20 protein-coding genes are annotated in these 18,910 nt (G+C 63.0%); 10 read left to right on the top strand and 10 right to left on the bottom strand.

The window, feature by feature from the left end; genetic code table 11:
• Window positions 1-169: 169 nt before the first annotated feature.
• The 6 genes from ACIQUG_RS05130 to ACIQUG_RS05105 all read right to left on the bottom strand — a co-directional run bounded on the left by ACIQUG_RS05130 (window position 170) and on the right by ACIQUG_RS05105 (window position 4,229).
• On the bottom strand, window positions 170-973 hold the full coding sequence (locus ACIQUG_RS05130; protein WP_402318115.1) for a formyl transferase: 804 nt from the start codon (window positions 971-973) through the stop codon (window positions 170-172).
• A 45-nt stretch (window positions 974-1,018) separates the two neighbouring features.
• Window positions 1,019-1,198: a hypothetical protein gene (locus tag ACIQUG_RS05125; RefSeq protein WP_043623762.1), complete on the bottom strand. Its 180-nt coding sequence runs from the start codon at window positions 1,196-1,198 to the stop codon at window positions 1,019-1,021.
• Between the two features lie 190 nt (window positions 1,199-1,388).
• Window positions 1,389-2,162 carry a pyrroline-5-carboxylate reductase gene (locus ACIQUG_RS05120; protein ID WP_402318112.1) on the bottom strand — a complete coding sequence of 258 codons (774 nt, stop codon included), beginning with the start codon at window positions 2,160-2,162 and terminating at the stop codon, window positions 1,389-1,391.
• A gap of 48 nt (window positions 2,163-2,210) precedes the next feature.
• On the bottom strand, window positions 2,211-2,486 hold the full coding sequence (locus ACIQUG_RS05115) for a metal/formaldehyde-sensitive transcriptional repressor (RefSeq protein WP_043619696.1): 276 nt from the start codon (window positions 2,484-2,486) through the stop codon (window positions 2,211-2,213).
• Between the two features lie 21 nt (window positions 2,487-2,507).
• Window positions 2,508-3,509, bottom strand: a complete 1,002-nt coding sequence (dmeF, locus tag ACIQUG_RS05110) for a CDF family Co(II)/Ni(II) efflux transporter DmeF (protein WP_402318109.1) — start codon at window positions 3,507-3,509, stop codon at window positions 2,508-2,510.
• Between the two features lie 99 nt (window positions 3,510-3,608).
• The gene (locus ACIQUG_RS05105; protein WP_402318107.1) at window positions 3,609-4,229 is read right to left on the bottom strand and encodes a DUF1638 domain-containing protein; all 621 of its coding nucleotides are present in this window, start codon (window positions 4,227-4,229) and stop codon (window positions 3,609-3,611) included.
• Window positions 4,230-4,268: 39 nt separating this feature from the next.
• Here ACIQUG_RS05105 and ACIQUG_RS05100 point away from each other — a divergent pair, with 39 nt between their 5' ends.
• A complete protein-coding gene (locus ACIQUG_RS05100) occupies window positions 4,269-4,427 on the top strand; it encodes an entericidin (RefSeq protein ID WP_205238593.1) in 159 nt (52 codons plus the stop codon).
• A gap of 168 nt (window positions 4,428-4,595) precedes the next feature.
• On the opposite strand, the gene ACIQUG_RS05095 is transcribed toward ACIQUG_RS05100, so the two are convergent.
• Entirely contained in the window at window positions 4,596-5,291 is a 696-nt protein-coding gene (locus ACIQUG_RS05095) for a B12-binding domain-containing protein (protein WP_034788208.1), read from the bottom strand.
• Between the two features lie 334 nt (window positions 5,292-5,625).
• Here ACIQUG_RS05095 and ACIQUG_RS05090 point away from each other — a divergent pair, with 334 nt between their 5' ends.
• The 3 genes from ACIQUG_RS05090 to ACIQUG_RS05080 all read left to right on the top strand — a co-directional run bounded on the left by ACIQUG_RS05090 (window position 5,626) and on the right by ACIQUG_RS05080 (window position 8,693).
• Window positions 5,626-7,200, top strand: coding sequence for a trimethylamine methyltransferase family protein (locus ACIQUG_RS05090; protein ID WP_402318103.1), 1,575 nt, complete (start codon window positions 5,626-5,628; stop codon window positions 7,198-7,200).
• Window positions 7,201-7,307: 107 nt separating this feature from the next.
• The gene (locus tag ACIQUG_RS05085; RefSeq protein ID WP_402318100.1) at window positions 7,308-8,012 is read left to right on the top strand and encodes a ferredoxin; all 705 of its coding nucleotides are present in this window, start codon (window positions 7,308-7,310) and stop codon (window positions 8,010-8,012) included.
• A gap of 153 nt (window positions 8,013-8,165) precedes the next feature.
• Window positions 8,166-8,693, top strand: a complete 528-nt coding sequence (locus ACIQUG_RS05080; RefSeq protein ID WP_402318097.1) for a hypothetical protein — start codon at window positions 8,166-8,168, stop codon at window positions 8,691-8,693.
• Between the two features lie 51 nt (window positions 8,694-8,744).
• Here the strand turns inward: ACIQUG_RS05080 and ACIQUG_RS05075 are convergent, their stop codons facing one another.
• Window positions 8,745-9,131: a hypothetical protein gene (locus tag ACIQUG_RS05075; RefSeq protein ID WP_402318094.1), complete on the bottom strand. Its 387-nt coding sequence runs from the start codon at window positions 9,129-9,131 to the stop codon at window positions 8,745-8,747.
• 156 nt (window positions 9,132-9,287) lie between these two features.
• On the opposite strand from ACIQUG_RS05075, the gene ACIQUG_RS05070 reads away from it, so the two are divergent.
• The 3 genes from ACIQUG_RS05070 to ACIQUG_RS05060 all read left to right on the top strand — a co-directional run bounded on the left by ACIQUG_RS05070 (window position 9,288) and on the right by ACIQUG_RS05060 (window position 12,833).
• Window positions 9,288-10,037, top strand: a complete 750-nt coding sequence (locus tag ACIQUG_RS05070) for a phosphodiester glycosidase family protein (RefSeq protein WP_402318091.1) — start codon at window positions 9,288-9,290, stop codon at window positions 10,035-10,037.
• A gap of 103 nt (window positions 10,038-10,140) precedes the next feature.
• Window positions 10,141-10,668, top strand: coding sequence for an RNA polymerase sigma factor (locus ACIQUG_RS05065; RefSeq protein WP_402318088.1), 528 nt, complete (start codon window positions 10,141-10,143; stop codon window positions 10,666-10,668).
• Between the two features lie 2 nt (window positions 10,669-10,670).
• Window positions 10,671-12,833, top strand: coding sequence for a von Willebrand factor type A domain-containing protein (locus ACIQUG_RS05060; RefSeq protein WP_402318086.1), 2,163 nt, complete (start codon window positions 10,671-10,673; stop codon window positions 12,831-12,833).
• 336 nt (window positions 12,834-13,169) lie between these two features.
• Here the strand turns inward: ACIQUG_RS05060 and ACIQUG_RS05055 are convergent, their stop codons facing one another.
• Complete coding sequence (locus ACIQUG_RS05055; protein WP_402318083.1) at window positions 13,170-13,517, bottom strand: hypothetical protein; 348 nt, start codon at window positions 13,515-13,517, stop codon at window positions 13,170-13,172.
• 235 nt (window positions 13,518-13,752) lie between these two features.
• Between ACIQUG_RS05055 and ACIQUG_RS05050 the strand changes: the two genes are divergently transcribed.
• The 3 genes from ACIQUG_RS05050 to ACIQUG_RS05040 all read left to right on the top strand — a co-directional run bounded on the left by ACIQUG_RS05050 (window position 13,753) and on the right by ACIQUG_RS05040 (window position 17,759).
• Window positions 13,753-14,388 (top strand): transcriptional regulator, encoded by a 636-nt coding sequence (locus tag ACIQUG_RS05050; protein WP_402318080.1) that lies wholly within the window; start codon window positions 13,753-13,755, stop codon window positions 14,386-14,388.
• 105 nt (window positions 14,389-14,493) lie between these two features.
• Complete coding sequence (locus ACIQUG_RS05045) at window positions 14,494-15,624, top strand: aminotransferase class I/II-fold pyridoxal phosphate-dependent enzyme (RefSeq protein WP_402318077.1); 1,131 nt, start codon at window positions 14,494-14,496, stop codon at window positions 15,622-15,624.
• A 167-nt stretch (window positions 15,625-15,791) separates the two neighbouring features.
• A complete protein-coding gene (locus ACIQUG_RS05040) occupies window positions 15,792-17,759 on the top strand; it encodes an acyltransferase family protein (RefSeq protein ID WP_402318075.1) in 1,968 nt (655 codons plus the stop codon).
• A 90-nt stretch (window positions 17,760-17,849) separates the two neighbouring features.
• Here the strand turns inward: ACIQUG_RS05040 and bmt are convergent, their stop codons facing one another.
• The gene (gene bmt / locus ACIQUG_RS05035) at window positions 17,850-18,866 is read right to left on the bottom strand and encodes a betaine--homocysteine S-methyltransferase (RefSeq protein WP_043624801.1); all 1,017 of its coding nucleotides are present in this window, start codon (window positions 18,864-18,866) and stop codon (window positions 17,850-17,852) included.
• Between the last annotated feature and the right edge of the window lie 44 nt (window positions 18,867-18,910).

The following is an 18,910-nucleotide window of genomic DNA, read 5'->3' as shown; positions in this document are numbered from 1 at the left end:
TCGGATATGTCCAAAAACGACGCTCGCGCAGATGCCATATCAGACGTCTTGGCGGTGATGCGCAAGTCGCAGTTGAGCCGCTTGTTGTGGGCAGGAGCCGCGGTCGTGGATTGCCCGCAGTATCAGGCTTTTAGGCTGCAGCCGGCCGATGCAAGCGAAGGGATTTCGCCTACCAGATCCGACGCGTCAGGCCGTTCCACACCCAGGTCCAGATCGGCGGGTGATACCATTGCCGTGACGGACCTGCGACATTGACGGTCCGCAGATTTCCGTCGAGCGCATCTGCGACCGCGGCAATCGCGATCTCCGTTGAGGCGGCCGTCTGCAGCAGCGGATAGGTGTGCATCGTATCGTCATGGGCGGGCTTCTGGCGCGACTGGTAGAGCACGCCGCCGGTATCGACGCCCGCATCGACCAGATGCACGGTCGCCCCGAAGTTTTCGAGGTCGTTGTTGACCCGCGCCCAGTAGCCGCCCATCAGGCCGCGATAGGCGGGATTGATGCCGGCGTGGAAATTGAGGACCGGGCAGGGCATCGCCGCCAGCGTCGCTGCTTTCAGCATGCGGCAGCTGATGAGGAAGACAACGTCGGGTTCGAGCGCGCGGATCTGCGTTATGGCGTCGGCGTCATTCACCGAGGCGATGTATTTGACCGGGATTGAGGGATCGGGTTTTCCCGAGACCTTGTAGGTTGCGAGGATCTCTTCGGCGCGTTTTCGGGTGAAGCGCTTGCCGAATCGCGAGGCGAACATGGTCGAAAGTTGCCCCAGCGCCGTCAGCCAGCCGAGCTTGCGGGCGCGGCGGCGTAGGAACAGGCCCTTCGATTCCGGTTGCTCCTCCACGACGGCCACCTCGGCAAAGCGGCTTGCGAGCGCGTTGATCATGATCCATGGGTTTTCGCCGCCCGCCGTCACCACGACGACGCGGCCCGGGCGCTTGCCTGCGGCTTGGTTGTGGCTGGCGATTTCGGTCATGGCGGCCCCGCGGATGAACAGGGCCGAGTTATGAAGGCTTGCGCGTTACCGCCGGCTTAACTGGTTCCAGTACCATTCGGCGACACCGCCGCCGAGCACGACGAGCGCCACGGATTCGACCATCTTCACGTCATCCGAAAGGCTGCAGACTGCGCCGACGACCAGCGAGAGCAGCAGCCCGGCGGCGCAGCCGATGGCGTAGGGCAGGTAGTCGAGCAATTTCACTGGCGCCTCCCGTCCCAGACGCAGCTGTTGCGCACCGGGATGTAACGTAGGGTAGCGCAGATATGCGGATTAGGAAGGGCTTATTTTTCGTTGCAATTTGCGAAAGTGCTGCAAATTCTCTTCGCCCCGCTTGCGGGGAGAAGGTGACCGGCAGGCCGGATGAGGGGCATTTCTCAGGCCCTTCGGATCGTCACGACGCCGCGGTGATCCGCCGGTGTATGGCCCCGAGACTTTCCCTGAACTTTTCGAAGGTGCCGTGCTCTGTCAATTCCCGCAGCACCTGTTCGTTGATCCCGCCGCGGGTGGCGTAGTCCTCGGCCAGATGGGCAAAGCTTGCGTCCGGCGTCGTTGCCGGTGCCTGGCCGAGTGCGCCAAACAGGCTGGCCACATAGTCGCGGCCCTTCGCGTCGTCGACGCCGTTGTCCTTTAGCCAGCTATGGATCGTTTCCAGGTATTTGAAGTAGCTCGCATAGGTGGCGGTCGCCACACTCAGCGCATCGAACTCGCTTTCGCTTGCAACCTCGATTGCCGTGCCGAGCCGGACGAAGAAGGCTGCCATATCCGGATCCGGCGGGAAGATGATCGTCGGCCCCTGACGGATCGCAATCATCGGCATCGGCAAGGCTTTGGTCACCCGCTTTGCCGGGCCGACCATGGCGGCGATCTCGTCGCGGGAGAAGGTCGCGATCAGGCTGACGACGTGGTGATCCGGGCGGAAGCGCAGGGCAGGCAGGACATCGCGAGCGATCTGCGGCCGGACGCCGAGCATAACCGTGTCGCATTGGTCGAGCACCGCCTGGTTGTCCGGGGCAACCCGCACATCGGCAAATCGGGCGGCAAGGCCGGAGGCGATCTCTTCATTGCGGGGCGATAGCACGACAGAGGTGGTGTCGCCCTCAAGTGTCTTGAGGCCGGTGACGATCGCCGAGGAGAGGGCGCCGGTGCCGATGAAGCCGAGTTTCATGGAAGTTCCTGTTGCCTGAAATTGCGTCGGTTCGACCAGTCTGTGCGTCTATTTCATATAGGCGCGCACCACGTCCACCAGTTCAGCTGCCGCTTCATCCCGGTCCTTCTGCGACAGGTCGGCTGCGGCCAGATGCATGTGGATATGGTCTTCGACGACTTCCGCCATCAGCCCGTTGACCGCGCCGCGTATGCCGGCGATCACCTGCATCACCTCGGCGCAGCCCTTCTCCTCTTCCAGCATCCGCTCGACCGCCTCCATCTGGCCGCGCAAGCGGCGGACCCGGTTGATGAGTTTCTGCTTCTCGCGGATCGTATGGGTCATCGGATACTCCGGTTTCGGGCGCTATGCGGCCCGTGGTTCCACCTCGACGGTCACATGCGACAAATCGTGGATGGCGGCAAGCTTCCCGCGATAATAGGACGGCGCCCGCGGATTGTCGGCGACGATCGAGACGATCGCGCCGTGGTGGCCGGGCCCGAGCTGCCAGATGTGCAGGTCGACGATTTCGGCATCTTCCCTGGCAACGATCTCGCCGATCTCTTCCGGCAGATCCTCGCCTTCGGGGATATAGTCGAGCAGGGTCGCGCCGGTGTCACGGATGAGGCCGAAGGACCAACGCGCAATGACGAGCGCGCCGACGATGCCCATGGCGGGATCGAGCCATAGCCAGCCGTAGATCGCGCCGAGGCCAAGGGCGACAATCGCAAGAACCGAGGTCAGCGCGTCGGCAAGCACGTGCAGATAGGCGGCGCGCAGGTTTCGATCCTGCCTGCCCTGCTGTCCATTGTGGTGCCCATGATAATGCCCATGGTGATCGTGGTGGTGATGGCCGTGGTCGTCCTTCAGGAGCCAGGCGCAGACGAGATTGACGATGAGGCCGGCAACGGCAACGAGGATCGCCTCGCGGAAATCGATGGTGACGGGAGCGTTGAGGCGGCGCAGGCTTTCCCAGCCGATCAGAAGCGCGATCAGCGCCAGCACGATGGCGCTGGAAAAACCGGCGAGGTCACCGAGTTTCCCGGTGCCGAAGGTGAAGCGGCGATTGTTCGAATGCTTGCGCGCATAGAGATAGGCAAGCGCTGCGATCAGCATCGCGGCGGCATGGGTGGACATGTGCCAGCCGTCGGCGACCAGCGCCATCGAGCCGAAGACCTGACCGGCGGCGATCTCGACCACCATCATCGTTGCGGTCACCGCGATGACGATCCAGGTCCGCCGCTCGTTGCGCTCATGATTGCCGCCAAGGAAGACATGATCGTGGTGCGCTGCAAGCACACGCGCCTCGTCATGCGTATGCCCGTGGTGAGCGTGGTGGTGATGATGGTCGTGCTCGTGATTGCCCATGTCGATGCCTCCAATATGATATAGGGGGGTATCCTATATGGAGCGCAGCGTAAAGTCTCTGTTTCGGGCCTGCGATTTCAAATTGATGATGTCGCTAATTCAAGCTTTCAGAAGCGATGTCGTCAGGTCGCCATAACCGGTGAAGCGGTATTCGTATTCGAGGCCCAGTCGTTCGGCCGCCTTCTTGGCCTTCTCCTGCAAGCCCGCGTCTTCCTGCTGCGAGAGATAGACCAGCTTGCGGTAATGGCCGAAATACATGTCCCGGAGCTCCGGGTGCCGGTCGAGGCCGAGCGGTTCGATGACGAAGGCTTCGAACTGGCGGGCGAGGAAGTCGGTGAGGAAGAAGGCGGTGATGTCGTCGTCCCAGCGGCGGGCGAAATCGTCGTTGCCGGCAAAGAAGGAATAACAGTGCGGGCCGGGGATGCGCTCGACCTTTTCTTCCTCCAGCAACCGGTCGAGCTGGCCGCCGGTGCCGCAGTCGGCATAGGCGACGAAGATGCGCTCAAACCCTTGCGCCCGGGCCTTGGCGATGGCGTCACGAATGCCCGGCGTGATCTTGTCGGGGGTGTTGTGCCAGATGGCGGGCAGACAGTTGAGGTCGATATGGGCGAGCCCGTTCGCCTCGCAGATCGCCAGGATTTCGCGGGCGATGGCGCCGCAACCGATCACGTGAACTTTTTTCGGTTGTGCACGTTCTATTGCCGGCGATATTTTTTCCATCTTGAGTCCAATTGGCTTTCAGCGGGAAGGAACCTGACCATGACAGTAAAGACCCTTGCAACCATCGGCGCCGTTCTCGTCGCGCTCTCGACCCTCAGCGCCTGCGGCAACACCATCCGCGGCATCGGGCAGGATACTGCAAACACCGTCAACGCGACACAGTCGGCCGGCAAGAAGGTGGCCAACTCCGTCAATTAACGCTGCCTCGAAGAGCGCCGCTTCCCAGCGCATGTCGGTTCCCGGTTTCGGCGAAACGATGAGCGGATAGGGTGCATTGCGCCCGGGCAGCGGGCCTGCCGGACATTAAAAAGCCGGCCGCGGATGTCACCTCTGCGGCCGGCTTTGTCATTTCGGATCGTCCGAAGCTCAGCCGGCCAGGCGGTTGTGCTTGCGCTTCATGAAGTCCTTGGCGGTTTCGACGGCGATCGCCGCATCGCGGCAATAGGCGTCGGCGCCGACGGCCTTGCCGAATTCCTCGTTCAGCGGCGCGCCGCCGACGAGAACGACGTAATCGTCGCGCAGGCCCTTTTCCTTCAGCGTGTCGATGACGACCTTCATGTAGGGCATGGTGGTGGTCAGAAGCGCCGACATGCCGAGGATATCCGGCTGCTCGCGCTCGATGGCTTCGAGATAGTTTTCGACCGGGTTGTTGATGCCGAGGTCAACCACGTCGAAGCCAGCACCTTCCATCATCATGCCGACGAGGTTCTTGCCGATGTCGTGAATGTCGCCCTTGACGGTACCGATCACCATCTTGCCGAGCTTCGGCGCGCCGGTTTCGGCGAGCAGCGGGCGCAGGATGGTCATGCCGGCCTTCATGGCGTTGGCCGAGAGCAGCACTTCCGGCACGAACAGGATGCCGTCGCGGAAGTCGATGCCGACGATGCGCATGCCTTCGACCAGCGCCTGGGTCAGGACATCATAGGGCGTCCAGCCGCGCTTGAGCAGGATGTTGGTCCCGTCCTCGATTTCCTCCTTCAGGCCGTCATAGAGGTCGTCGTGCATCTGCTGCACGAGTTCTTCGTCGGAAAGGTCCTCGAGAATGATTTCATCGTCTGCCATATTGGGGTTCCTCGGTTCCTGGCACGGTCGCGCGAAATTTTCGGACGCGTCCATCAATCCATAGCGGTCGATGTCTAAAAATCTGTTTTCGAAAGCGACGTCGCATATGACAAAAAGCGACGGGAGGGCGGCTTCTTTTGCCGCCTGTATATTCTTAACAAAAACAATATATTCGCGCCACGCGGTTTTTGCGCCCGCTTGTCGCCGCTCGGCAGTGTTCGAGTTGCGCCACGCCTTGGCGCATTGAGACCCGCAAGGCCCCCGATGCTTGGTAGCATTAGGGCAAATTGATGCTTGAAGGCGCAAAAAGTGATGCGCGGGAGAGGAAAAGCGAATGAGCGACGTGACAGATCAGGGCGCGGTTGAAGGCGGCGGTCGCCGCGCACGCGGCGAGGGACGGGGAGCAGCGGCGCGGCGCGCATCGCGCACCGGCGGCGGCCCGGGGCCGTCTCTGCCCTATATCCAGCGCAAGATTCGCGAATACGAGGTTCTGGATGAAGAGGGCCTGCAGCTGATCGAGCGCAATGCCGACACCATCCTTGAGGAAATCGGCATCGAATTTCGTGACGACGCCGAGGCGCTCGAACTCTGGAAGCAGGCCGGCGCCGACGTGCGCGGCCAGCGCGTGCATTTTCCGAAAGGTCTTTGCCGCGAACTCCTGAAGACGGCACCTTCCGAATTCACCTGGCATGCCCGCAATCCCGAGCGCAGCGCAAAGGTTGGCGGCAAGGCAACGATCTTCGCGCCGGTCTACGGTCCGCCCTTCGTGCGCGACCTTGAAGGTGTGCGGCGCTATGCGACGATCGAGGATTTCCGCAATTTCGTGAAGCTCGCCTATATGGCGCCATCGATGCATTCGTCCGGCGGCACGGTCTGCGAGCCCGTCGACATTCCGGTGAACAAGCGTCACCTCGATATGGTCTACAGCCACATCAAATATTCCGATAAACCCTTCATGGGCTCGGTGACGGCGCCGGAACGGGCGGAAGACACGATCGCGATGGCCAAGATCGTCTTCGGCGACGACTTCGTCGAAAACAACTGCGTGACGCTCAACCTCATCAACGCCAATTCGCCGATGGTCTTCGACGAGACCATGGTGGGCGCGCTCAAGGTCTATGCTCGCCACAACCAGGCCTGCGTGCTTTCGCCCTTCATCCTGTCGGGCGCCATGAGCCCGGTGACGGTTGCCGGCACGCTGACGCAGATCCTGGCGGAAGTTCTCGCCGGTGCCTCCTTCACCCAGCTCATCCGCAAGGGCGCGCCGGTGCTCTTCGGCACCTTTGCCGCCTCGATCTCGATGCAGTCGGGCGCGCCGACCTTCGGCACGCCGGAGCCGTCGCTGGTTTCCTATGGGGCGGCCCAGCTCGCCCGTCGCCTCAAGCTTCCCTTCCGTACCGGCGGTTCGCTCTGCGGCTCCAAGGTTCCGGACGCGCAGGCAGCGCACGAATCGGCCAATACGCTCAACATGACGCTGCTTGCCGGCACCAATTTCGTGCTGCATGCGGCCGGCTGGCTCGAAGGCGGTCTGATCTCGTCCTACGAGAAGTTCATGATCGACCAGGACCAGCTCGGGATGATGCAGAAGATGGCCGAAGGCGTGGACCTTTCGGAAAACGCCCAGGCGCTCGACGCGATCCGCGAAGTCGGCCCGGGCAGCCACTATCTCGGCTGCGCCCACACCCAGGCCAATTTCCAGACGGCCTTCTACCGTTCGCCGCTCGCCGACAACAATTCCTTCGAACAGTGGGAAGTGGAAGGCGAAAAGCGCATCGAACAGCGCGCCAATGCGCTCTGCCGCAGCTGGCTGGAACATTACGAGGCGCCTTACCTCGATCCTGAAATCGACGAAAAGCTCAAAGCCTTCATCGAGAGCCGCAAGAACTCGATGCCGGACGCTTTCACCTGAAAGGGTCCCGAGCGAGCCAGGGAGCAAGGCGGCGCGGCGCAGGTGGCTGACATGATCCAGAAGGAGGTCTGGCGCCCGCATTATGAACATCAGGGGCCGAAACCGAAATGACGGCGCCTTCCGCAAATGCGGACAAGACACTCGAAACGATCCGTGCGGCGCTCGCGCCGCACGGTCTTTTTTTGCGCGGAACCGTGAACTTCGCCTCCGGTGAGGCTGCGCCGCTGCTTTCCGATGGCCGTCCGGCGGCAAGCGTGGTGCTGATCGGCAATATCGGCGGCTCGTTGTGGCAGCCCTTCAGTGCCTGGCGCTGCAGCCTGGCTGATCACGGGGGCACCGACCCGCTCGACAATTGGTCGAAGGCGGTGATCCAGCCGATCGCCGCAGCCTGCGGTGCTACCGCCTATTTTCCGTCCGACCCGCCCTGGCAACCCTTCCAGGAATGGGCGATGCGGGCCGAGGACCTGAAACCGTCGCCATTGGGCATCCTCATCCATCCGCGCTTCGGGCTCTGGCACGGTTATCGCGCAGCACTCGGCTTCGACATTCCGCTTGATTTCACGGGCGAGCGCGCGACGGAACACCCCTGCGACCGTTGCTTGGAAAAGCCCTGCATTTCCGCCTGTCCGGCCGCAGCGCTCGCCGGCGAGCGCTTCGACGTCGGGCTCTGTCGCAGCCATCTGCGCACGGATGCGGGCAGGGCAGGTTGTCTCACAAGCGGCTGTCTCTCGCGTGACGCCTGTCCCGCCGGCGGCCAGTATCGCTACCCGCCCGAGCAGTTGCGCTTCCATATGTCTGCGCTTGAAGTGTGACCGCCGGTCTCCACTCTGGCGCGCAAAGATGGTGCAAATCTCCAAAATGACTAAAATTGGAGGTGTCGTGGAAAGGTAATATTATCGAATTTATAACGATCTGGACGGCGTGGCGTTGGAGTCCATCGTATGAGAGGTAGCCCAGTCGTATCCGTGAGCAACTATCCTCCGCATCTGTCGCGCGAGGACGTGCAGGCGCAGATATCTCGGCTTGACAGTATTCACGCGGCCAACAGCCAGGTTCTGGAGGACGCTTTCAAGCGCCTTCTGGCGATCGGCGCCGGCCATGCGGCCGTCATCACCGCCTGTATCGCCGGCTTCGATGCACTGGTGGACCGCTCGGTTCTCGCCGGCGATCTTCTGCCCGATGCCATCGACATCCTGAGGAAATTTGCGCTTACCGTCAGCGCGCTCGGCCTGCTTCTCACCTTTCTCGCGATCGGCAACAATTACGGCGAGGTCCAGAAGGAAGCCAGGCGCCATGCGGTGAAGGTGGCAACGACGCTGCGGGAAAAGCGGCTGCTTCTGTCCCTGTCGCAGGATGTGCTGAACCGCGATCCCAAATCCTATGTGCTTGCGGGCGTCGGCGGCTTTGCCTGCCTTTGCGTGATCTTCGGGCTGGCGGCGACGGCTGGATGCTACGGGCTGGTTATCGCCCTGGGGATGATCGCGGGCGGCTGAAGCCAACTCCGCCGCCTTCAGACCAAGTCGTTCAGTCGGGATGTGGCTGGATTATTTCTCAAGCTTCCAGGCGCATATCCGGACGGTATCACTGACCCAGCATGCGCCGTCACGCTTCAATTTTCCAAGCGGGCTATGGGCATGCGTGGAACTCGGATCCGCATTCCAATGGGCTATGGCCATGTTGGGTCCGTCCTCATCCGACATGAAGACATAGGTGAAATAGTCGCCGCCATGGAGGACAAAGTCTCCCTCGCCAGTCGGCCAGAACTGGCAGGTGCCAGTAATATACTTGACGCCTTTGACCTGCAGCAGGCATCTCGCCGGGATGGTCACCTGTTCGGCCGCCGCGGTACTGGTTTCCTCCGCCGTCGCGGCGGCGCCTGAACCTACGGCAACCGCGTAGAGTGCTATGCGTGCTAGGCTGGTGAACGTCATCGTGAGCCTACAGGCTGGAGTTGAGTTGCGCTCAGTTGATACGATTCGAAGCGCGCTGTCTCTGCAATGAGTTTACGGCGGTCTTTCCCTGATCCTGCGCCAGAACCGCCGCAATCTCCGTGATGCTTGAGGCCTGATTCGATTGGACCTTTCGCCATGCCGCTTTTTCCAAAACCCTTTCTCGTCGGTGCCGTTCTTTCGGCCGGTCTTGCCGGGCCTGCGCTCGGTGCCTGCCGCGATGTCAGCCATCTTGGCCAGGACTATCTCGCCTGCAGCTTCGACCCCGCAACGAGCGATGTCCGCCTCTACAACAAGGATCAGGCCGGCGTGCCCTTCCGCTCGTTCCGGGCGCTGTCGCTCGAACTGCGCCATCGCGAAGAATATATGAGCTTCGCCATGAACGGCGGCATGTATCACGACGATCTGTCGCCGGTCGGCCTGCATATCGAAGAGGGGCGCGAGCAGGCGCCGCTCAACACCAATTCCGGGTGGGGCAATTTCCACCTGCTGCCGAACGGGGTGTTTTATGTCGGTGACGGCAGGGCGGGGGTGATGGCGGCAGATGCCTATCGCGATGCCAAGCTTACACCGCGGTTTGCCACGCAGTCCGGGCCGATGCTGGTCATCGACGGCAAGCTGCATCCGCGCTTCCTGCCCGACAGCACCAGCTACAAGACCCGCAACGGCGTCGGCGTGACGACCGAGGGCGACGTGGTTTTCGTGGTCTCGAAGCGGCCGGTGCGCTTCCACGATTTCGCGACGCTGTTTCGCGATACGCTGGGTTGCCCCAACGCGCTCTTTCTCGACGGTACGATTTCCAGCGTCTATGCGCCCGACATCAACCGCCACGACCGGCTGTTTCCAATGGGGCCGATCATCGCCGTCGTTGGAAAATTTCCCCGTTGATCGGGAAAATTCCGACGCCGGTCGAAAAAAATGTGCCTCGCACCCAAGGAATGGGCAGCCTGCAACGTCTAAGGTTCAAATGAGGGTGAGGGCGGGCACGGATTTGGACGCTGAACTCGTCGAAAAGGCAGTCGCCGGAGACCGGCAGGCTTTCGGCCAACTGGTCGAACGACACTATGATTTTGTCCATGCGGTCGCGTGGCGCTGGTCCGGCAATGGCTCGGATGCAGAAGATATCGCCCAGGATGTCTGCCTTCGCTTAGGGTCTGCGATCCGTGGCTTTCGTGGCACCAGCCGGTTTCGCACCTGGCTCTATACGCTGACGCTGAACGCCGCCCGCGACCATCGGCGGCGGCAGGCGCGCAGTGACCGGCAGCTGCAAGCCTATGCGAACGAACAGGCGACGGCCGCGCCGCCGCAGGATCCCGACGAGGAGCAGCGCGAGGCGCTCTGGGCAGCGGTGCGCGAACTGCCGGAAAAGCAGTGCGACGCGGTGTTGCTCGTCTATGCCGAAGGCTTGAACCACGCGGCTGCTGCCGACGTGCTCGGCTGCTCGGAAGCAACCATATCCTGGCATGTGCATGAGGCGCGCAAGCGGCTCAAAACATTGCTTGGCAAGGAGGCAGTGTGACCATGAGCGACGATTTCGAAAAGCTTGGCCGGATCGATCCGCCGAAGGCTTCGCCGGAAGCGCGCGCCCGTGCGCTTGCCTTGGCCATGCAGGCCTTCGACGATGCCGAAGAAAATTCGAATGCCACCCAAGGATCGGTTCGGCCGGTTCGTCAAAGCTCCATCTTCAACCGGATATGGAGCCCTATCATGAACCGGAAACTGCTTGCAGGATCGGCGCTCGCCACTCTCCTGGTCGTGCCTGCCGCCGCCTTTCTCACACTCGAATTGACACGCGACGGTGCGCCCTTCGGCGAGCCGGCACAGGAGATCGCGTTGAAGGAGAAAACGGCACCGCAACCGACACCGAAGCCGGCGCTGCCTGCGGCGACGCCGGAGGGCGATCTTGGACGGGCGCGGGAACAACAGGCTTCCGGCGCGGCGACCGATCAGATTGCCGCCGAGCAGAAAGCACGCGCGGAGGAGCAATCTCGTGCTGCCACGTCCGAGGAAAAGTTCGACGCCGACGAGATTGCAAATTTGCTCATCCGGCGAGAGCCGGGAGCACACGGTGCCAAACGCATGACGATGGAGAGCGAGGCGGCCGCGCCCGCCGCCGAGGCCGACGCCATGGCCAACAGCATTGCGCGCGACAGTGCGGCTCCTCTCTCGGCCGTCGGTGGTGCGCAACCGCAGATGACCTATCTGCCGGCGCCGACGGTTCAGGAGGACCTCGTTGCCGCACCCCAGGAAAACCGCGAGCGCTTCGGCAAGGCCGACAGCAATCCGGTGAAGAGCGTCGCGACTGACCCGGTCTCGACCTTCTCGGTCGACGTCGATACGGCGTCCTATGCCTTCGTGCGTCGCTCGCTGATGGAAGGCCAGATGCCGGAGCGCGATGCCGTGCGCGTCGAGGAGATGGTCAACTACTTCCCCTATGACTGGCCGCGGCCTGCGAGCGCTGCCGAGCCCTTCAGGGCGACGGTGACGCTGACGCCGACGCCCTGGAACGGCGGCACGCGGCTGATGCATGTGGCGATCAAGGGTTACGACGTCGTGCCGGCGGAAGCGCCGAAGGCGAACCTCGTCTTCCTGATCGACGTATCCGGCTCGATGGACGAGACCGACAAGCTGCCCTTGCTGAAGAGCGCCTTCCGGCTGCTGGTCGAGAAATTGAAGCCCGAGGATACGGTCTCGATCGTCACCTATGCCGGCAACGCCGGAACGGTGCTGGAGCCGACGGCGGTGAAAGACAAGGCGAAGATCCTGGCAGCCATCGATACCTTGCAACCGGGCGGCTCGACAGCCGGTGCCGAGGGCATCGACGCGGCCTATGGGCTTGCCGAAAAAGCCTTCGTCAAGGGCGGGGTCAACCGCATCATGCTGGCGACCGACGGCGACTTCAATGTCGGCCCGTCGAGCGATGAAGACCTGAAGCGGCTGATCGAAGAGAAGCGTAAGAGCGGAATCTTCCTGTCGGTGCTCGGCTTCGGTCGCGGCAACTACAACGACGCGCTGATGCAGACGATCGCCCAGAACGGTAACGGCACGGCCGCCTATATCGACACGCTGGCCGAGGCGCAGAAGACGCTGGTAGAGGAGGCGGGGTCTTCGCTCTTCCCGATCGCCAAGGACGTCAAGCTGCAGGTGGAATTCAATCCGGCTGAAATCGCCGAATACCGGCTGATCGGCTACGAGACGCGTGCCTTGAAGCGCGAGGACTTCAACAACGACAAGGTGGATGCCGGCGACATCGGCTCCGGTCACAGCGTGACCGCGATCTACGAGGTGACGCCGAAGGGCAGCCCGGCGGTGCTGAACGACGACCTGCGCTATGCGACGGCAGAGAAGCCGGCGGCTGAAGCGACAGGAAACAGCGGCGAACTTGCCTTCCTGAAGATCCGCTACAAGAAGCCGGATGGCGACAAGAGCGAGCTGATCACCACGCCGGTAACCGAGACGAACGCGGTGCCGTCGCTTGCCGAGGCGTCCAATGATGTCCGCTTCTCGGTGGCCGTGGCCGCCTTCGGGCAGAAGCTTGCAGGGGTAACGGCGCTTGCCGACTATTCCTATGACTCAGTCATAGATCTCGCATCGGCCGCCAAGGGCGCCGATCCGTTCGGCTATCGCGCCGAGTTCGTCAATCTGGCGCGGCTGGCCAAGGGGCTTGGCGGTTCCGGGAAGTGATGTCGAGTGGGGCGGGGCAGTCCTCAACCGCGTGGTGAGGACATACCCGCCACCTCTGCGGTGAGGGTTTGCTCCTCATCCGCCTGCCGGCACCTTCTCCCCGTTATGGCGGGGAGAAGGGAACGAGTGGCGACCGTTTCCCCATCGTGAAGGCTGAGATTGTCGCTGACCTTGAGGTCTGGCAGCGGAGGGTGCGCCTAGCGGCTCTCTCCCCGCCTGCGGGGAGAGATGTCCGACAGCACAGTGAGGGGCGTCGGGCGCGAGCGCTGCGTCACGGTCATGCCGGCGCGTGGTACGAGGGAATGGTCGTTGTCGCGCCGCTTTCGACGCGAACGTTCAGGCCTTGGGAAAGGCCCGATCCAAGCCACCCGCCTTTGAAAGGCCGGCCTTGAACGCCTGGTAGGCCGCATGCTGGCTCGAGCGGCCGGCTTCCATCAGGCGCATCTGCAGGCGTGCCGGTGCGTGGCTGCCGAGCCATTGGCCGAGTTTTTCGAGCTTCAGAGAATTGAGGAACTTCGCCTCCGAGGCGATGTCTAGGTGGCGGTAGAGCCCGTCCACCAGCCGCTCGTCCTGCTCGGGATTTTCCATCAGCAAACGCAGGAAGGACTGCTCGGCCTCGCCGAAGGCGCCGAATTTTTCGGCGACGGTGTCCCGGTCGGGAAAGGAGGCTGGGCCGGCGTTCATGTCACTGTCTCCCGTCTGCGGCCGCGCGGTGCGTTCCGCGGGACGCAAAGGGCGCTGTGCCACGTTGAGCTGCTGCACGATCTCGTTCCTTTGGCGGCGGAAACAGGCAGCAACGAATCTCTCTTTCATCGGGGATAGGCCACCGGCCACGGGTGTGCAAGCGGCGAAGAATATGCAAAATATGAACATATAGTCCAATATTGACAAATAATCCAAGTGTAGGCATATGCGACCCATGACCATTGCACCCGCCTTCGCCTCCATCCTTGCCACGCACGCGCCGACCGCCGCTGCAATCAGCGCGCTTCTTTACCCGCATGGGGAGGTGGTGCTGCACGACCTGAAGACCGGTACGATCGCGGGGATCTGGAACTGCTTTTCCGGCCGGGCGGTCGGCGAGGATTCGCTGATCGAAGAGGAGTTCGCAGCCCTCGGCAGCTCCGACGCGGTGCTCGGTCCCTACGAGAAGACCGGTGCGGATGGCCGGCGCTTCAAGTCGATCTCGGCCGTTTTGCGCAACGGCGCGGGAGAGGCGATCGGACTGCTCTGCATCAATCTCGACATGTCGATGATCGATCAGGCGGTGAAGCTGCTTTCTGCCTTTGCCGGCGCCGAGCAGCCCAAGCCGCAGGCGCTGTTTTCGCGCGACTGGCGCGAGGAGATCAACGCGACGCTGCATGGCTGGCTGAAGGAGCGGGGGCTGGCGCTTTCGGCGCTCAAGCGGGGCGACCGGGTGGCGCTGGTGGCAGCGCTCGACGAACGCGGGCTGTTTAAGACGCGCAACGCCGTCGATCACCTTGCGGGCCTCATCGGCGCCTCGCGCGCCTCGATCTACAATTATCTCGCTGCCGCCCGCGGCGAGGCGCCCTGATTGCAACTCGCACTGTTTCCGCATGGAGACCGGTTCGCGGCTCTCCGGACTTGCCTGACCCATAACCGTTCGCGTGCGCCTCAGCCGCGCGAGGAGGAACCATCGATGACGACCTTGCCCGATTTCCGGCTCGAAACCCATTTTTCCCGCTGGGAGTTCAGCGCCCGCCACCATATGACCGCGAGCGACAGCCAGACGACCAGCATGCGCGATCTTCTGGCGCTCGCCGACGACGACGACCGCGCCGCCTGGGACAACATCACGCTCGGCTATACCGAGACCTATGGCGCGCCGGCGCTGAGAGCAGCGATCTCTGCGACCTATGACGGGCTGACGTCTGCCGATATCCTCTGCTTTGCCGGCGCGGAAGAGGGGCTCTACTGCGCCATGCTGGCGCTGCTCGAAGCCGACGACCATGCGATCGTGACAGTGCCGAACTACCAGTCGATGGAGACCCTGCCGGTGACGATCGCCGGATCCGTGACCGGCGTGCCCCTTCGCCCCGAGAACAACTGGCGGCTCGATATCGCCGACGTGCGTGCGGCCTTGCGCCCCAACACGAAGCTGATCTGCGTCAACTTTCCGAACAACCCGACCGGCGCGATTGCCGATCAGGAGACCTTCGCGGCGCTCGCAACGCTTTGCGCCGAGCGCGGCATCCATCTCTTCAGCGACGAGGTCTATCGCGGTCTGGAGCGCGACGCCTCGTTGCGCCTGCCGCAGGCGGCGGAACTTTTCGAGCGCGGCATCTCGCTCAACGTCATGTCCAAGGCCTATGGCCTGCCGGGCCTCCGGATCGGCTGGATCGCCTGCCGCGATCATGCGCTTCTCGAGCGCATGGAGAAGATGAAGCACTACCTGTCGATCTGCAATTCGCGGCCGTCGGAAGTGCTGGCGACGATCGCACTCAAGGGGCGTGCCGTTATCCTCGATCGCAACCGGGCGCTGGTCGCCGGCAATCTCGAGAAGCTCGGCGCCTTCTTTGCCGAATTCCCTGACCTCTATGAATGGCAGGCGCCTGACGGCGGCTGCGTCGGCTTTGCCCGGTATCTGGGCGCCGACGGCGTCGAGAACCATTGCCGCGGGCTGGTGGAAGAGGCGGGCGTGCTGCTGTTGCCGTCGAGCCTCTTTGTTTCCGACCTGCTGCCGGTCGCGACCGATCGCTTCCGCGTCGGTTTCGGTCGCAAGGATATCGAGATCGGGCTCGCAGCCTGGCGCCGGCATATTCACCGATAGCCCCAGTGTCGCCATCTTCGGCCTGCCAGTCACCGCAGGTCCCGCTCCGGGGCACATGCCCCGGAGTTTTAGAACGCACGCATGTGGATACGGACCGCGCGACAATGGTTCCATTGTCAAGATTGTGTTAACGAGCGGCCCCCGCCACCCGAGTGTTTCCTCTGCTGATGCGATACAGACCCGAAATAGATGGACTGCGCGCGCTTGCCGTCGTCCCGGTCCTGCTGTTCCATGCCGGTTTCGGCCTTGTCTCTGGCGGCTTTGCCGGCGTCGATGTCTTCTTCGTCATCAGCGGCTACCTCATCACCGCCATCATCCACCGCGAAATCGGCGACGGAAACTTCAGCATCGCCCGTTTCTACGAGCGGCGTGCCCGCCGCCTAGCGCCGGCGCTGCTGCTGGTCTGCGCCGTCTCCATCCCCTTCGCGCTGATGTGGATGCTGCCGGGAGAGCTCAACAGCTTCGGCAAGAGCCTCTATGCGGTGAACCTGTTCGCCTCGAACTTCTTCTTCTGGGACCAGACCGGCTATTTCGCGCCGAGCACGGCGCTGCTGCCGCTGCTGCACACCTGGTCGCTGGCGGTCGAAGAGCAGTTCTATCTGGTCTTCCCGCTGCTTCTCTTGCTCCTTCACCGCTACTCCCGGGCAACGCTGCTGAAGGTGGTTGCCGCGCTCGTGCTGCTGAGTTTTGCGGCAACGCAGATCTTTGCGAACCTGGACCCGGCCGCGAATTTCTACCTGCTGCCAAGCCGGTTCTGGGAGCTTGGCGTCGGCGCGCTGCTTGCGCTCGTCGGCGTCGAAAAGCTCGATCTTTCGAAAGGCAGCCGTGAGCTTCTCTCTGGCCTCGGCCTGCTGGCGATCGTCGCGAGCTACGTTTTCGTGGTGGAATCGGCCTTTTATCCCGGCTGGACGACCGTGCCGGTGGTGCTGGGTACGGCGCTGGTTCTGGCCTTCGGCCGCAGCGATACCGTCGTCGGTCGGTTGCTCTCGCTGAAGCCGCTGGTCGCAATCGGGCTCATCAGCTACAGCCTTTATCTCTGGCACCAGCCGGTCTTTGCCTTTGCGCGGCTGAGGGCAATCGAGGAAATCCCGGCTCAAGGTTACGCACTGCTGGTCGCGCTGTGCTTCGTGCTTGCCTATCTCAGCTGGCGTTTCGTCGAGCAGCCCTTCCGCAAGCCGGGGCGCTTCAGCCGCCGCGCGGTTTTCGGCGCGACATTTGCCGCCGGGTCGGTCGCGATCGCCTTCGGCTTCACGCTCGACGGTTCCGACGGTCTCGCCGCCAGGAACCGCGCGCTTGCGCAACTCTCGGAGCCGAGCGTCGGCCTCGGCAAGAAATGCGACGCCGTCGCCGACTTGCGCTGCGCCTCAAGCCCGACGCCGGAAGTCGCCGTCTGGGGCGACTCTTTCGCTCGGCACCTTGTCGACGGCATCATCGCTTCGAAGCCGGACGTGCGGCTGGTGCAGCTTGCCAAGAACAATTGCGGGCCGTTTTTGAACCTGTCGCCGATCATGCCGCGGCTCGGTCGCGACTGGTCCGACGACTGCGCCCGCTACAACGAAGAGGTCCGCCGTTTTCTGCTTGCCAACCGGTCGATCCGCTACGTCGTGCTGTCCTCGCAGCTCAGCCAGTACCTGAAGGAAGACAAGGTGCTGGTCGACGGCCGCAACGAAGTGACGACCGAGACAAAGCTTCTCATCGACGGTCTGCGGGCAACGTTTGCCTGGCTGCGTTCGAACGGCTTCGAACCCGTCTTCGTCGCGCCGACGCCGCATGATGGCCGCGATACCGGGCTCTGCGTCGCAAGAGCCCGTCTGCTCGGCCTGTCGGACCAGCAATGCGAGCCGGCACTGAAGACCGTTCGCGAATATGACCGCGATGTTCTGAACGTGGTTGCGGATATCGCCGACGAGTATCCCGTCGTCAGCTTCATGGACTATCTCTGCGACGACGACAGCTGCAAGATCGAGGACAAGGGCGTCGCGCTCTTCGAGGATTTTGGGCACTTCTCCAAGGAAGGCTCCCGCCAGATGGGGCGCGCCTTCGATTTCTACCGCGCCTTCATCGGGGCGGCGAAGGGCAGCCCCGTGGCCGAGCGGGCAACGGACGGCAAAGCCTTCGACAACGCCGCCCTTTAGGGACAGCCGCCACATCGACGCACAAACGAAAACGCCCCGGATCTTTCGATGCCGGGGCGTTTGCTTGTTGGTCTGCCGTGCCTGGCTTGATCAGGCGCGGCGGCTGCGGCGCTCGCGGGCGGGTGCCGCCGCCGTTTCGTTGGCGGTCTTGTTGCGCAACGGGCCGATCTTTTCGATGATCAGGTCCAGCGTCGGGCGCTCGCGGCGCACATGTTCGTCGAGCGCCACGCGCATGGCGGCGAGGTGGCCGCAGGTGGTGCCGCAGCAGCCGCCGATGATCTTGGCGCCGGCATCGGCCGCAAGGCGCACATATTCGGCCATCAGCGGCGGCGTGCCGGAATAGTGGATCTCGGAGCCGCGGAATTCCGGGATGCCGCAATTGCCCTTGACGATCACGGTCGCGCCGGGTGCGGCCTCGGTCATGTCGAGCAGCGAGGAAAGAATGTCGGAGGCACCGACGCCGCAATTGGCGCCGACGGCGACCGGGCCGTCACCGAAGTCGGTCGCAACGCCGTGGATATCCTTCGGATGCAGGCCCATCATCGTCTTGCCGGCGGTGTCGAAAGAGCCGGTATAGACGTAGGGAAGGCCGACCTTGGCGGCAGCTTCGGCGGCAGCACGGATTTCGTCCGGCGAGGACATGGTCTCGATCCAGGCGACTTCGGCGCCGCCGGCCTTCAGGCCTTCGATCTGCTCGACGAAAGCTGAAACCGCATCCTCGTAGGAAAGCGCGCCGAGCGGGATCAGCAGTTCGCCGGTCGGGCCGACGGAGCCGGCGGTGATGACCTTGCGCGATGCCTTGTCGGCAACGGCGCGGGCGATCTCGGCGGCGCGCTTGTTCAGCGCATGCACGCGGTCGTCGGCCTGGTGCAGTTTCAGGCGATGGCGGGTGCCGCCGAAGGTGTTGGTGAGGATGATGTCGGCGCCGGCGTCGACGAAATCCTGGTGCAGCTTGGTGATGTTCTCCGGCTTCGTCTCGTTCCAGAGTTCCGGCGCTTCGCCGGCCTCGAGGCCCATGGCAAAGAGCGACGTGCCGGTGGCACCGTCGGCGAGAAGCACGCCTTTTTCGGCAAGCAGAGCGGAGAGGGCATTGGATGCTGCGGTCATCGGTTTTTCCCGGCTAGAAGAAGTTGCAACAAGATATAAAGATA

The organism is Ensifer sp. NPDC090286 (assembly GCF_044769565.1).
Taxonomy (GTDB): domain Bacteria; phylum Pseudomonadota; class Alphaproteobacteria; order Rhizobiales; family Rhizobiaceae; genus Ensifer.
This window is presented reverse-complemented; position numbering and strand designations above follow the sequence as displayed.

What these genes read in the sequence shown, in the direction of transcription:
- ACIQUG_RS05130 (WP_402318115.1), bottom strand. Translation starts at nt 973, where the DNA reads ATGACCGAAATCGCCAGCCACAACCAAGCCGCAGGCAAGCGCCCGGGC.
- ACIQUG_RS05120 (WP_402318112.1), bottom strand. Translation starts at nt 2,162, where the DNA reads ATGAAACTCGGCTTCATCGGCACCGGCGCCCTCTCCTCGGCGATCGTC.
- ACIQUG_RS05115 (WP_043619696.1), bottom strand. Translation starts at nt 2,486, where the DNA reads ATGACCCATACGATCCGCGAGAAGCAGAAACTCATCAACCGGGTCCGC.
- dmeF (WP_402318109.1), bottom strand. Translation starts at nt 3,509, where the DNA reads ATGGGCAATCACGAGCACGACCATCATCACCACCACGCTCACCACGGG.
- ACIQUG_RS05105 (WP_402318107.1), bottom strand. Translation starts at nt 4,229, where the DNA reads ATGGAAAAAATATCGCCGGCAATAGAACGTGCACAACCGAAAAAAGTT.
- ACIQUG_RS05100 (WP_205238593.1), top strand. Translation starts at nt 4,269, where the DNA reads ATGACAGTAAAGACCCTTGCAACCATCGGCGCCGTTCTCGTCGCGCTC.
- ACIQUG_RS05095 (WP_034788208.1), bottom strand. Translation starts at nt 5,291, where the DNA reads ATGGCAGACGATGAAATCATTCTCGAGGACCTTTCCGACGAAGAACTC.
- ACIQUG_RS05090 (WP_402318103.1), top strand. Translation starts at nt 5,626, where the DNA reads ATGAGCGACGTGACAGATCAGGGCGCGGTTGAAGGCGGCGGTCGCCGC.
- ACIQUG_RS05085 (WP_402318100.1), top strand. Translation starts at nt 7,308, where the DNA reads ATGACGGCGCCTTCCGCAAATGCGGACAAGACACTCGAAACGATCCGT.
- ACIQUG_RS05075 (WP_402318094.1), bottom strand. Translation starts at nt 9,131, where the DNA reads ATGACGTTCACCAGCCTAGCACGCATAGCACTCTACGCGGTTGCCGTA.
- ACIQUG_RS05070 (WP_402318091.1), top strand. Translation starts at nt 9,288, where the DNA reads ATGCCGCTTTTTCCAAAACCCTTTCTCGTCGGTGCCGTTCTTTCGGCC.
- ACIQUG_RS05060 (WP_402318086.1), top strand. Translation starts at nt 10,671, where the DNA reads ATGAGCGACGATTTCGAAAAGCTTGGCCGGATCGATCCGCCGAAGGCT.
- ACIQUG_RS05055 (WP_402318083.1), bottom strand. Translation starts at nt 13,517, where the DNA reads ATGAACGCCGGCCCAGCCTCCTTTCCCGACCGGGACACCGTCGCCGAA.
- ACIQUG_RS05050 (WP_402318080.1), top strand. Translation starts at nt 13,753, where the DNA reads ATGACCATTGCACCCGCCTTCGCCTCCATCCTTGCCACGCACGCGCCG.
- ACIQUG_RS05045 (WP_402318077.1), top strand. Translation starts at nt 14,494, where the DNA reads ATGACGACCTTGCCCGATTTCCGGCTCGAAACCCATTTTTCCCGCTGG.
- ACIQUG_RS05040 (WP_402318075.1), top strand. Translation starts at nt 15,792, where the DNA reads ATGCGATACAGACCCGAAATAGATGGACTGCGCGCGCTTGCCGTCGTC.
- bmt (WP_043624801.1), bottom strand. Translation starts at nt 18,866, where the DNA reads ATGACCGCAGCATCCAATGCCCTCTCCGCTCTGCTTGCCGAAAAAGGC.